This is a genomic window from Paraburkholderia sp. MM6662-R1, assembly GCF_050436245.1.
GTDB lineage: Bacteria > Pseudomonadota > Gammaproteobacteria > Burkholderiales > Burkholderiaceae > Paraburkholderia > Paraburkholderia tuberum.
The window spans coordinates 1009252-1022665 of record NZ_JBNDLV010000001.1 but is presented as its reverse complement, the minus strand read 5'-3'; the positions used below and the strand labels follow the sequence as shown (position 1 = coordinate 1022665).

9 protein-coding genes and 1 pseudogene are annotated in these 13414 nt (G+C 59.3%); 3 read left to right on the top strand and 7 right to left on the bottom strand.

The annotated features are described in order from the left end of the window. Positions 1-365 precede the first annotated feature (365 nt). Positions 366-1211: an IclR family transcriptional regulator gene (locus OKW39_RS04860; RefSeq protein WP_090804023.1), complete on the bottom strand. Its 846-nt coding sequence runs from the start codon at positions 1209-1211 to the stop codon at positions 366-368. Between the two features lie 788 nt (positions 1212-1999). Then, positions 2000-2512 (bottom strand): hypothetical protein, encoded by a 513-nt coding sequence (locus tag OKW39_RS04855; protein ID WP_429562193.1) that lies wholly within the window; start codon positions 2510-2512, stop codon positions 2000-2002. A gap of 1761 nt (positions 2513-4273) precedes the next feature. On the opposite strand from OKW39_RS04855, the gene OKW39_RS04850 reads away from it, so the two are divergent. Together OKW39_RS04850 and OKW39_RS04845 are read left to right on the top strand one after the other, a co-directional pair. After that, a complete protein-coding gene (locus OKW39_RS04850; protein WP_316251978.1) occupies positions 4274-5023 on the top strand; it encodes a peptidase S11 in 750 nt (249 codons plus the stop codon). A 389-nt stretch (positions 5024-5412) separates the two neighbouring features. Then, positions 5413-5635 (top strand): annotated as a pseudogene (locus OKW39_RS04845) (putative Na+/H+ antiporter); the annotation flags it as partial. Positions 5636-5706: 71 nt separating this feature from the next. Here the strand turns inward: OKW39_RS04845 and OKW39_RS04840 are convergent. Next, a complete protein-coding gene (locus OKW39_RS04840) occupies positions 5707-6114 on the bottom strand; it encodes a BspC domain-containing protein (protein ID WP_429562192.1) in 408 nt (135 codons plus the stop codon). Between the two features lie 563 nt (positions 6115-6677). Here OKW39_RS04840 and OKW39_RS04835 point away from each other — a divergent pair. Beyond that, positions 6678-8318, top strand: a complete 1641-nt coding sequence (locus OKW39_RS04835) for a peptidoglycan D,D-transpeptidase FtsI family protein (protein WP_429562191.1) — start codon at positions 6678-6680, stop codon at positions 8316-8318. A gap of 94 nt (positions 8319-8412) precedes the next feature. Here the strand turns inward: OKW39_RS04835 and OKW39_RS04830 are convergent, their stop codons facing one another. The 4 genes from OKW39_RS04830 to OKW39_RS04815 form a co-directional block, all read right to left on the bottom strand. Next, a complete protein-coding gene (locus OKW39_RS04830) occupies positions 8413-9657 on the bottom strand; it encodes a cation:proton antiporter (protein ID WP_429336205.1) in 1245 nt (414 codons plus the stop codon). A 256-nt stretch (positions 9658-9913) separates the two neighbouring features. Further along, positions 9914-11038 (bottom strand): mechanosensitive ion channel family protein, encoded by a 1125-nt coding sequence (locus tag OKW39_RS04825; protein WP_429562190.1) that lies wholly within the window; start codon positions 11036-11038, stop codon positions 9914-9916. A 334-nt stretch (positions 11039-11372) separates the two neighbouring features. Then, the gene (locus OKW39_RS04820) at positions 11373-11594 is read right to left on the bottom strand and encodes a hypothetical protein (RefSeq protein ID WP_184044188.1); all 222 of its coding nucleotides are present in this window, start codon (positions 11592-11594) and stop codon (positions 11373-11375) included. Between the two features lie 236 nt (positions 11595-11830). Continuing rightward, a protein-coding gene (locus OKW39_RS04815; RefSeq protein ID WP_244168772.1) for an IS3 family transposase occupies positions 11831-13383 on the bottom strand; the annotation gives its coding sequence in 2 pieces (ribosomal slippage) (positions 11831-12921 and positions 12921-13383; 1554 coding nt in all). Positions 13384-13414: the final 31 nt, after the last annotated feature.

The window sequence follows — 13414 nt, the reverse complement described above, 5'->3', positions numbered from 1 at the left end:
GGGCCGGCACATGGGCGGCATGTCAGGCGGTCGTGGCGGCGGGCGCCGCGCAATGTTCAGCGCGATGCTACCCGAGGCGCGGGACAGGGATGTTAACGCAATGCGGAATCATCACGGCTGGACGCGGCCGGTTCGACGACGCTCACGGCTCGCGGCGCGCGGTCCCGCAACGGGATGCGTGATCGTACGTTGCGGCGTCTGTAACAGTCCAGCCGCGTATTTTTCGGTTGATTACGAAGGTTACAGCATGTCGGCGCATCGTCGGGCGAGGGCGGGCCGCCGTCGCCACTCTCGCAGATCACGGGCGGCTGGCGCCGCGTTCGATCCGCGCGGGGCGCCGTTTGGCGCCCGTTGCCGCCGACGGCTTATTCGTCGAGCCGGCGCCCCGGCGTGCCGCCGATCTCCAGGACGATCTTGTCGATGCATTCGAGCAGCGCGGGCGCGGCGCGCGCGATCAGCCAGTCGCGCGGACATTGGTCGGCCGAGCCGCCGCAATTGACTGCGTAGCGCTCGCCCGACGGCCCGACGAAGCCGAGCGCGATCGCGTTCAGCCCGTTGTACCACTCGCCGGTGGCGATTGCGAAGCCGCGCTCGAGGGTGTCCTGGATCGCGCTTGCGAGACGGCTGCCGATATAGCCCCAATCGTCACCTTCGGCCGTCTGCAGGCCGACCAGCAGACGGTCGCGGTCCGGTTGCGCGAGCGCCGCGAGGTACGCCCGGCCGACGGCGGTGCGCGTCAAGCTCATGCGCGAGCCGATTTCGAGTCGCGACACGAGCACCGCCGAACGCGGCCGGATCGCGTCGATGACGACCATGTCGTAGCGGTCGCGCACCGCCAGATGCACCGACAACGCGGTGCGTTCCGCGAGTTCGATCAGAAACGGCCGCGCGCGCGAGCGGATGTCGAAGTTGCGCAGAAAGCCGTTGCTCAGTTCGAGCACCGACGAAGTCAGCACGAAGCGCTCGCTGTCGGGTAGTCGCAGCAGAAAACCTGTGCCCACGAGCGTCGCGGTGATGCGCGACACGGTGGGCTTCGGGATGCCGGTCAACTCGGCGAGTTCGCGATTGCTGAGTGGTGCGTGTGCGGCGGCGACGGCGCGCAGTACGGTCAGGCCGCGCGCGAGCGCGGTGACTTCATCGCCCGGGCCGTCTCGGTCTTTGCTGGCGGTGACCTTGGCGGCGACGGGTTGGTTGGGAGTGGATCGGTTCATGCGTTTTTTTGGAACAGCATTTCAAATTGTTCGTGCGCCAACCTGTTGATGGCCGCTCACAGAGGCAGGGACATCTCCAAACCGGGGCACCCATTCATACATTTTTAAGAAAAATCATTGTATCGGAAGAAATTGCCGATCGATGGCCGACTACATCTTTTTGCTTGACTTAGTCAGCATAACCATAAAAAATGGAACCGCATTTCGAAAGTCGCTTGTCTCCGCTGCATTTTGTGCGCGCGAGCGGAAAAATCCCGAAATCCAGGATCGATTGCCCGTCCAATGCGCTTGCGCCTTTCGAATGACCTTCTCTCAGGTTCTAGCACGGCCCTCGGAATGGCTAGAACTTTTTAAGGCGTCACGGCAACGTGACGCTTTTTTTTGTTGTTATGGGTGCACAACAAAGTTTGCGGTAAGTGAGGGAGAGCGGTTCAGATGCAACAAAGTCTGCGGCGACGCGTATTCTTATTGTGCAATGCGCCAATTTTAATGGTCACAGATTGGAGCTCTGCCTCGGCGATGCAAACCGGAGCACTTTGTCTCAACGCCGAGATTCACGAGCGCGAATGCGGATTTCCACGAGTGGTTCAACCAAGTCATACGCTTGGGGCGACTCAATTGCGCTATCGCGCAATTGCTTGAGAACTCCAGAGGTAAAGGTCCGTGCAGAGGTGGCGGTTCGTGTCGCTGCCTTCAGGGTCAGCCATCCGTAAGTGACGGCATAGTCATCGGGGCTGCGAAGTATCTCGGATTTTATCCAAGACTGCCCTAACGCAGTCCAGTTGGGACTATGGCGATGCGCGCGAGCGGCATTTTTTTGGAGTGGCAAAAGTTTTGCCACCGAGCTCAGAATCATCTCCTGTACTATTTCCAATAAGCGCTACGATGTCATCCCAGAATCCCGCTGGGAGTTCCGGTTCTACATCGTCGTCCATATAGTTTTCGTTAATTTTTGACGCGGCGAAAGCGGCGCGGAGGAACGCGTTCGCGTGGCCTTGTGTAGTTGCGAGAAGAATATCTCGATGGGGAAAGAGGTTGCCGCACGGCCAAGTATGGGCATAGTCGTCCCATTCTTGACCACTGACGGGATACGACTCGTTGAACAGCGCTGAAGCATCGATCGGGAATCCATACTCGGTTGATTTGAGTGCATTGAGCAAACCATCGCACAGCTCGGCAACCCGTTCCGGGGCGAAACTGCAGGCGGCCGCAAGTGCTGCATGAACAACGCGCGCGCTATTTTCGCCGTCGAGCGTAGTGCCGCTCAGAATTGCATCGTAGCCAGATAAAATCGGGAGCATCAGCAGAGCGAACTGTGATATCGCACCGCGCGAGGTCGATATTCAGAAGTAGGTTCTGTGATGGGCGTGCGCTCTGACGCTCTCTCTTTTCCAGTTGGCGGAGGTAATCGATTGCCTCGTCGAATTTTCGCACTTCAGCAGCCCACACAAGCAGATTCCCATTGGAACCTCGGGATTAGGTCGCTACTGTTCCAACCGCGCAACAATGCGTATCGTTCCTCTGCCGGAGAGTCGGAGCATCGCAACTCGTTAAGAACTTCTAGGCGAATGCGCTGACTGGTCGGGTGAAGAGAAAGCAGCCTCTCGATTTCTCGGCGCCTCTGTTCGCGATTTTCAGCGTCTCCAGGCCACAAACCACGTGCGCGTGCCTCGGCAGCCAAAAGCGGTACGGAATCAGCCGTCGTAATGGCCTTAAGGCGCGGCCAAATCGCCTCCATGTGTGCACTACGATTTTTGTCACCATAGCGAGTACGAATCAACTCGCTCAGAAGGCCTACACCATCTGCGTCAAGCTCTTCGCCAAGCGACATGAGGCGATTGAATGCCTCTTCGTCGTGGCCAAGCATCCATTCACAGTACGCTACCTTCGATGCGATCCTCGGCTCAGATGCATCGAGCTTGTAATAACCCAAGGCAGCCTGTTCATACTGATGTTCTACCGGGCGGCGATGCACAGCCTCTTCGGCTACATCGACCTACGGCTTATGCGGTGGGCTCGACGAAAGTACAGGAGGCTGCGGCAGCGCAAGCGATGTAGTGCGGAATGGCTACGCAAGATGAATTTCGCCCACCCCAGGTTGTTTGTCCACTGGCGTGTCGTAGGGGTATCGGTTGGATAACGGGAGCCGAATGAGTCGAGAGGCTCACGTTCGGTTCTGCGAGAGGCTCGGGGTGCAACTCCCCGGGTCTACTCACCTCATCACAGCAACGAACGGACGCTCGTCGTGAACGCACACTAGAGGAAACTGCTCAAGCCACGATTGGCACGGCGCGCTCGACCTTGGAAGGGGGGCTCAGCCAGCCACGATGATCCCGCCGGTCTCGGGTGGGCATCCTTTTGTTTTCGGAGTGTCCTATATTCGCGGCAGGTGATACCGATCACCTACCTCGCTGCCGCGGCGGGCCGTCCGGGCCGGTTGCGGAACGCGCACGCTGCCCATTACTGAGTTCTCACGCTTGACCCCGGGCTTCGCTTTCGCGGTGCCGACCCTGTGAATCGATTGACGTTTTAAGTTTCGCTTAAGTTTCGATCTCTACGGTTACCCCTCCGAAGACACGGTCGCCCCGAAGGCATGCGGACAGATGTTAGGCAAGCGCACCGACAGCGGTATCCGAACAAGCCCGAGCTTCGCGACGCATGCGTAGCGCGAATGAGCGTGGCGGGCCTGGCCATGCAAAGTTGGCATCGGGTCCGGCCTCTCTTCATTCGTGACGGCACGCGAGCCGAGTCGCCGTCGTTCAATATCACCGCTTCCCGCCGTTCCTTCATGAGTTTTCCCACATTCGAAGTGCCGGCAGCACGCACCGGCAAACTCCTGTTTTTCCGTTCGACCCCTTGCGTCCACGCGACGGATGCTCCGGCGCTTTGCTCGCCGCCACTCCCGCTGCCACGGACCGGGCGCGCCCGGCTCGCGCAGCAGGCAATACGTCCGGCAGATGTTTCGTGAGCGTCGGGACATGCGTGCGTGCATTCTGATCCTAGTTTTGTTCTCCTTATTCGCCGGTCCGGCGATGGCGCGCGCCCGTCATATCAAACGCGTCGTGGCGAAACCCGCGGTGCTCGCGCGCGCTGCGATGGTCGTCGATCTGACGACCGGGCGCGCGCTGTATATGAAGCATGCGGATCAGCGCCTCCCGATTGCGTCGTTGACCAAACTTGTGACCGCAATGGTGGTGATCGACTCGAAACGCTCGCTGGTCAAGCCGTCACGCATCACGGACGCCGATGTCGACCGCTTGAAGTGGTCGCGCTCGCGCCTGCCGGTCGGCTCGCTGCTGCTGCGTCGAACGATGCTGCATATCGCGCTGATGTCGTCGGAGAATCGCGCGGCATTTGCGCTGAGCCGTGATTATTCGGGCGGACGTGCCGGCTTTGTCAAAGCGATGAATCTCAAGGCGCGGCGTCTGCATATGACTCACAGCCATTTCGTCGATCCGACCGGACTGTCGCCGCAGAACGTATCGAGCGCGCGCGATCTGGTGAAACTCGCAAGCGCCGCGTACCGGTATCCGAAGATACAAGCGTATTCGACGTCCCATAGGCAAGTCGTTCTTGGCGGCGACGGCCCGCTGATGTATCACAACACCGATCCGCTCGTGCATCGCGCGTCATGGCACGTTGCGCTGCAAAAAACAGGCTTTACGAACGAGGCCGGTCATTGCCTGATCGTGATGACGCCGGTGAGCGGACACATGATGGTGATCGTGCTGCTCGGCGCTCCGAATCCGCACGCGCACTTTCAGGACGCGATCGAGCTGCGGCGCTGGATCCGAACCATGCGCCACCGCTGAGCGCGCAACGCGCTGGGGCGTTGCGTCCGTCGCCGAGGTTGCGTTTCGCAACGCCCACCGTTGACTGATTTGCGCGGTTTTGCGCGGCGGCCTCAAAGCTCGGGTCGGCGATCGAACCGTTATTCCAGCGGTGTGTCAATGAAACAAGTTTCGCGAGCTAGCGACGGCAGGTGGATTTTGCCGCACGCCCGGATTGCGATGTTGTTGAAGGATCGAACGCTGGTCGCTGACTATGTTAGGTGCCTGACGTTCGCAGCTTCGCGGTATCCGAATCTTCGATCGACCACGTGACGTTATCGGCTTCCCGGCGAGTGATGGCTAATTTGACAGAGCGTCAAGGAAAGAATGCGAGTGTCGGCTAGGACAACGGGCACGAGATCGGCGGCAGGCTATCGCATGAAGCCAGATATCTGCTGGTTGCAGGCGCGGTGATCAGGGGGAGGGCTAACGGTCATCGCCAACGCACCCAGTCCGGCCGAGATCATCCTTGTGCGACGGGGATTTTCTGACGAATCCGTCAGTGCCCTCTGGCTGCTGGCCAGCCCCATTCTTCCGACTGCTACGGCGTGTGTAGCATTCGTTTTTCTGCAGACGCCTTGCCAATCGCGCTGACGCGCTCGGACAAGCATGACTACCAGTAAAGTCGTTAAAAGCTTCGAGTGCAACGGCAGCCAGCGTGCGCTTTATGGGCGTCGCTCTCTAGGCCTAAGTGAAAAGGAAACGACGTGCTTCTTCCAGACACCACAGGAAGCCGTGACGGGAATCCACACATACTTTTGTCGAAGCTTGGCGACTGCAGGCATATCTACCGTTGCATCGAGTGTTGCCGATTGCCCTGATTCTTGCGCGCCTCTCCAGGGCAATACTTTTGCGTGTAACGCATTGCCCGCCGAGACGATAATTGAATCGTAGCGCTGCCCGGTTCGAACCCATTGGTCGAACGCCGCGATGCAATTTACGACCGCTTCGCGAACATGGATGCGTCTGAGAAAGGCGTAGTCGGCTAGTGGTAAGGGTTTCGGTTGCGCATGAGCCAGGTGATAGGTCCAGCAACATACGACGAGAAAAAAAAGACTGGTGATAACCTTCATTCGGTAGCAAGCCCGCAGGGGGCACTTATCAATAGGGCAACAAACCGCGAGTATACACGCAGCCTTAAACCGGCTTTCTGCACGCTTTGCCCGAAGCGGGGATGCCCACGACAATTACGCAGCAGTGCTGCGAGTCGGGATTGCCGGAGCGGAGCGATACTCGCATCACCGCCGAACGAGAAGGAACTGGATGCTTGCCGCGGCATTTGGATGCGCCATGCTCACATCGTGCTCACGAACGCATGATGTGTTTGAAGGTGCACCCATTTACTCGGGCGCGACTGAGCTGGACGACAGATCACATCTATATGTCGTTTGTGAAAGGCTGTGTGCGGTAGAGATCGAGCGCAGAGGGGCTCGTGCTAGTATTTCGGAGATCCTAGGCTCAGATGCTTCCTCGTACTGCCCATGTTGGCGGTCGTTCCCGTCCAGGCGGCGAAGGTCATCTCCTCTGAAATCACTCAATGCGTTTCCGCTCCAGGTCCATCAATTTTTCTCCAATTTCGACTAGACCACATGCGCTGCCGCGTTGGCGTTCGCACGCGCTGGGAGCGGCTTTCTCATTGGGATTTCTCGTCCTCGCTGCGCGAGCGGCGTGGGTGCAGGGGATCAACGATAGGTTTTATCAGAAGCAGGGGGAACTTCGACAGGTGCGCGAGTTCAGCATTCATGCGACGCGTGGACGCATTCTCGACCGCGACGGGAGAGCGCTGGCGGTCAGCCTTCCGACGCGCACGTTATGGCTGGATGCGGACGGCACGGACACGGTCTCGTCCGACCAGGCATCTGCACTGGGTAAGTTGCTCGACATTGACGCGGACCGGATCGGCGCAATGGCGGCGTCCCACAAATCATTTGTCTACCTCAAGCGGCAGGTGCCCCTGGATGTTGCGCAGCGGGCGATGCTTCTCGATGTGCCGGGCGTTTATGCCCAACCAGATTACCGTCGCTACTATCCGGAAGGCAGCATTGTGGCGCATGTCACCGGTTTCGCTGGCGTCGACGGTAATGGTCTGGAGGGCATTGAAAAAGTCGATAATCGCCTACTGACCGGTGGCAATGGCAGGCGCCGCGTGCTGCGAAACGCTCAAGGGCAGGTCATCGATACGCTTGCGCTGCAACGTCCCATCGCCGGCAAGGACGTGACGCTCAGCATCGATGAGCCCGTCCAGTACGCAACCTTCAAAGCCTTGCGTGATGCCGTTGAGCGCACCGATGCACATTCAGGCTCGGCGATCGTTCTGGACGCACACACTGGCGAGATTCTTGCAATGGCAAACTGGCCGAGTTTCGATCCGAACACCCGCCGCAGAAGAACGGGCGAGGCGATGCGCAACTACGCTGTCACCGATGTGTTCGAGCCGGGCTCGGTCATGAAGCCCCTGACGATCGCACTGGCGTTGCAACGCAATGAGGTATCGCCTCGCTCCGTGGTACCGACCAACGGTGGAAGGCTGCGACTCGACGGGGCCGTGATTCACGACGACAAGAACTTCGGCACTTTGACGGTTAGCGGCGTCGTGCAGAAGTCAAGCAACGTGGGCACGACAAAAATCGCGCTGCTGATGAAGCCACACGACATGTGGAACAACTTCCGTGCTGTCGGGCTGGGTCGGGTGCCGCGCGCGGGGTTGCCGGGCGCAGCAACCGGCACGCTGCGTCCTTACCAGAACTGGCGGCGGATCGAGCAGGCAACGATGTCATACGGCTACGGTCTGTCCGCGTCGTTGCTGCAACTGGCGCAAATGTACACGGTGTTCGGCAATGAAGGTCTGTTTGTACCCGCTACGATTCATCCGCGACATGGTATGCCGGCGCATGGTCGACGCGTTTATTCGCCACGCGTCGCGGCGGAAGTGCTCACCATGCTTGAGTCCGTGGTGTCCGAGGACGGTACAGCACCACAGGCAGCCGTACCGGGCTATACGGCCGCAGGCAAGACCGGAACCGCATATCGTTGGACCGCGCGCGGCTACGACCGCAGTCAGTATCGGGCGTCGTTCGTTGGGATTGTCCCGGCACAACATCCGAGGGTGATCATCGCGGTGTCGATCGACCGGCCCCACGTGGGCTCGCATTTCGGCGGCGCAGTCGCAGGACCTGCCTTCTCGGATATCGCGGCGAAGACCATGAATCTTCTGGGCGTGACGCCTGATGATCCTGGCGCACAATTTGTGCATGACAATCCAGGGCCGGTCACATAGACGATATGCTCGAGATCGCGTCTCACGCGCTGTCGTTAGCGGTCGACGCATGGCAATCCTTTTGTCGTAACTGGCCACCGCATACGGACCGTTTTCATTCTTCCTTGACGCCTGCTGCCCGACGGATAATCCAGCCAACCGTGAGCCCCTGACCCAGGATCGACGAAACGACCACACAGTACGTCAACGCGAGGACGATGTCGCGCCCCGGTCCAGGCTGAATCGATAGTGCCAGTGCAACGGAAATGCCACCACGCAGCCCGCCCCATGTAAGCACACTCCACGCTCCTTTCGGTAGCCGGGACGCCCGCCCAAGCAGCATGACAGGCAGTCCCACAGAAACCAGTCGCGCGAGCAGTGCGATCAGTGCCGCACCGGCGCCAGCGAGTAGTATCCTGCCGGGGAACTCGACGAGCAGAACCTCCATGCCGATCAATACAAAAAGAACGGCATTCAGAATCTCATCGATCAACTCCCAGAACATGTCCACGTATCGCCGGGTCGTCTCGGACATCGCGTCGGCGCGGCCGCGGTTGCCGATCATCACGCCCGCAACCACCATGGCGAGTGGCCCGGAGACATGCAGATGATTAGCGAGCGCGTAGCCGCCGATCACCGATGCGAGCGTCATCAGGACCTCGACTTGGTAATGGTCGACGCTTTTGAGCAGCCGATATGTCAGATAGCCTACGACGCCGCCGAATAGCAGGCCGCCGCCGGCTTCCAGGATAAATGCAGCCAACCCCGTCTGGACGGATGGAGTGACGCCCGTGCTGGCCATCGTGAGCAGCAGAGAGAAAAGCACGACCCCGACGCCGTCGTTGAAGAGCGACTCTCCAGTAATGACCACCTTCAGGCCTTCGGGCGCGCCTGCGGACTTCAGGATGCCCATCACCGCGACGGGGTCCGTCGGCGAAATCAGGGCGCCGAACAGCAGGCAGAAGGGCAGCGCGAGTTCGACTCCGCAAAGGGGGAGCAGTTTCCACATGGCGAATCCGATCAGCAGCGTGGAGGTCGCCGTACTGAGCACAGCCAGACTGATGATCTGGGTCCGGAAAGCCTTCAGCTTGCGTAAATCCACATGCATCGCGCCGGCGAACAGCAAAAGCGACAGCATGCCTTGCAGAAGCACCTCACTGAAATTGATCGAGTTGACGAGATGCTCTTCTGCAACGCGCAGACCGTGCGCGACGCCAAGCTTGTCCAGTCCAACGATCGCAAGGGAGAGTCCGAGCGCCGTTACCATGACGCCGATCGTCGTCGGAAGCCTCAGAAAGCGGTGATTCACATACGCCAGTAGCGCGGTGACGACCAGACAGATAGCAATGATGTCGAGCATGCGGCGTGGTGGGGGATGAAGGTTCTGGGCTGGATTGAGCGGACCGGCGGCGCTGGATCAGGTGATCGGATTCGCACGGGAAATCTATGTTGAATTTTCTGCATCCGGACTCCAGCCGTGCCTTGGGAAACGGGAGTATGCGCGGTTGCCAAACAGGTCATCCGGCAGACGCGTGGGGCAGCCAGGCGCCTGAAATCCTGTCCCAGGCATAAACCCGAACACGCTCAGGAACGGCCCAGGCGGTATTCGGAAGCGTTTATTGTGCCTCTCGAGTAGCCAATTCCGCGTGCGGCGCGAACGATGACCTCTTTGCACCGTCCTCCGCCTGTTGCTTGTTCACGACGTGGAGCGTGCGCGTCGGGAAAGCGAATTCAATACCCCGTCTACCAAATTGCGTCATCAACTCGAGATTGATTCCCTGCTGTATGTCCATGTACAGGTTATAGGCGGGATCGGTGACGTAATACACGACTTCGAAATCGAGCGAGCTGTCGCCGAACCCCTTGAAATGCGCACGATCAAAGCGGGTCTTTCCGGCGGATTCGACTGCCTTCTGTACCATGGCAGGAACGGCGCGCAATTGCTCGGGACTCGCATCGTATGTCACCCTGAAATTGAACAGAATGCGCCGCTCGGCCATTCGCTTGTAGTTGTGAATCGTGTTTTTCAGCAGTTCGGTATTGCTGCAAACGATCTGTTCTCCACTCAGACTCCGGATGCGCGTGGTCTTGAGTCCGATGTGCTCGATGCTCCCGGCAATCTCATCGAAGACGATGAAGTCGCCAATCTCGAATGGCTTGTCGAGTCCGATGGCCAGCGAGGCGAAAAGATCACTCAGAATGCTTTGTACCGCGAGTGCGACGGCAACACCACCCACACCCAGGCTCGCGACAAACGCGGTGATGTTCACGCCCATGTTGGCGAGCACCGCCAGCATAAGAACGGACCACAGCAGCGCGCGCAACGTCCACGACAGCATGGTTGTGATGACCGGATTGTGGGCGAGCGTCTCTGTCGCTTCCCGCCGCCTCTCGGTCCATAGCGTCACGCCACGGTTTATCCACAGGGCCAGCTGAAAACCGATGATGAGAAACCAGAGATGGCCAAGACGGGCGTCCCACCTGTCCGGCAATGTCAGAAACTTCGTGCCGACCAGCGCTGCTGCCGCGAGTAGCGTAAGCCGGTGCGTGCCTTCAATGACCTGAACCAGCATATCGTCGAGACGGGTTGACGTTCGTTGGGACAGCATCGAAAGGCGCGTGATGGCGAACTTCAGCAGATAGATCAACGCCAGGTAGCTGACGATGATCGCGATCGCCGCATAGACCCACTCGCTGGCAGGGATACCCAGAAACGCGTTCAGGTCGAGCCACTTTTTCATCGATTTTCCTCCCCAATTGAATCCGCGTGACGGAACTTATAGACGTGAGCGGTGTAAGCGCTCGTACCGGTCTGTCAGGCCTCCAGGAAGATAGTTCCCCAATCAGCTCGAGTCGGTGGCATGGATGCGCATTCCCCGTTGACTCGATCTGGCGCGGCCCGGGCGCTCGTCCGGCTCACCTCTTTAGAAATCCAGTGTCGTGCATTTCCTGAGAAACCCGATGCATTCAGGCTGGTTTGGCCAGCACGACGAAGCCGTTGTACTCGTCAAGCTGCTCTCGCCGCTCAGCCATGTCGGTCTCCATCGTCAAGTATGCGGAACCGCCGTGCGCGGCTCAGTCCCAGTTTTCGTCGCACCATTTGATAGCCCACGCTTTCGCGCAAGATATGGCATCGGCCTCGTCGGCGAACGAATCGATATCACCTGAATCATGCGTTTCGACGCGGTCTTCCGCGTCGCCCGGTCCGCGACTGATTCTGGCTCTCGCAACGTAACGACCATCGTTAGCGCGGTGCGCCCGGCAATCGATGTGAAATGTTCCATATTCGTACTGCATCGCGGCACCTCAACATTCGTTTGTTACATCAGTTGTCACGCAAAGAGTCTGATGAGTTATCGTCAGAAGTGGTGTATGGGGATGAGGCGGGGATTTGAGAAGGCGGTGGCGGTTAGCTGAGAATGTTGCTTGTCGAGAGTAACGAACCAGCGAACCGGAATCCACCACCATGAAGAAGCTTACGGAAGAAACGAACGACGGTAAACGGCGGTTGTCAACGTACTTGTCGCGTCACCTCATGCGCACTGCTTTAGTTCTTCCGGTTGCATGCGCTCCGGATTGAGCCAGACTTCATCCTTCAATTTCCAGTTGCGCGTCGATCGGGACCAACGCCGTGGATTGCGCTGCCTGGCCTCCGCATAAACGATCTCACGTTGCGCAAGAACTGCATTCGCCACGCCGTTATGACACTGGGCCGGCGTGACGAATTTGAGGCCGCTGTGTTTGTGCTCATGGTTGTACCAGCGCACGAACTGCTGCGTCCAGGCCCGCGCCTCATCAACGCTGCCGAACGGCTTGCGCGGGTAGTCGGGCCGATACTTGCAGGTCCGGAACAGCGACTCTGCGTACGGGTTGTCGTTACTCACGCGTGGTCGGCTAAACGAGGCCACGACCCCCAGGTTCTCCAGGGTGGCAAGCATCGTCGCACCTTTCATCGGGCTGCCATTATCCGAGTGCAGCACCAGGGGACGTCCTGCCAGGCCCTCTGCCAGACTGGCACGCCGCATCAGCAACGCGGCCAGTTCTGCCGATTCGGCCTCATGCACTTCGTGACCGACAATCTTGCGGCTGAACACGTCCAGCATCATGTACCAGTAGTAATACTGTCCTTTGACCGCCGCAGGTACCCAGGTGATGTCCCACGACCAGACCTGATTGGGCGCCGTCGCGCAATGACTGGTCACTACCCGGGTCGAGGGCTTGCGCGCACGACCACGATGGTGCTGCTGCGAGGCGCTGCGCAGCACGCGGTAAAAGCTCGATTCCGATGCGACATACACGCCGCGATCGGCCAGCCTCGGCACGATCTGGCTGGGCGGCAGACTGGCAAACTCCGCACTATTGGCTACCTCAAGAATCTGTTGCCGTTCAGCCTCACTCAACTGGTTGCCCGGCGGCGGCCGTTCGGTCGTGGTACGACCATCAGCACGTACCGTGTCACCGTCACCGACCCAGCGCTGAAACGTGCGCAGGCTCACGCCCAACTCGTCGCAAGCCTTCTCCAGCCGGCAGCCTGACTGCGCCGCCTCGCGTATCAACGATATACATAACAGGCGATCCGGGACGTTGATCAATCGTCCTCTTTGTCTCCCCAGATCGCCTGGACTTTTTTTCTCAGAATCAGCAGCGCCGCCGCTTCCGCTAGCGCCTTCTCCTTGCGCTGCAATTCCTTCTCGAGCTGCCGGATGCGCTGCTTGTCGTCTTTCGACTGGTGGCGCTGCTCGCGTGCCTGCTCGGTGGCATTCGCGTTGGCTGCCTGGCAGGCCGCTCGCCACGCCGCGATCTGTTCGGGATAGAGTCCTTTGCGCCGGCAGTACTCGGCCAGCTCCGCTGCGTTGAGCGGGGCGGCTTCCAGCACTACTGCAAACTTGTCTTCCGAAGACCATCCCTCGGGATTCTTCCCATCGCCCGGCACGGCCAGCCCTTGTCCTTTCGCCTGTCGGCGCCACGTGTACAACGTCTGTTCGGTAATTCCCGTTTCTCTGGCCAGCGCTGAGACCAACGCGTTTTCCGGCGGCATCATGCGACGCACCAGCGCTTCTTTTCTTTCTGCTGAGTAGGCTTTCATTCACCCTGATTTTACCGCCCCCGGACCATGT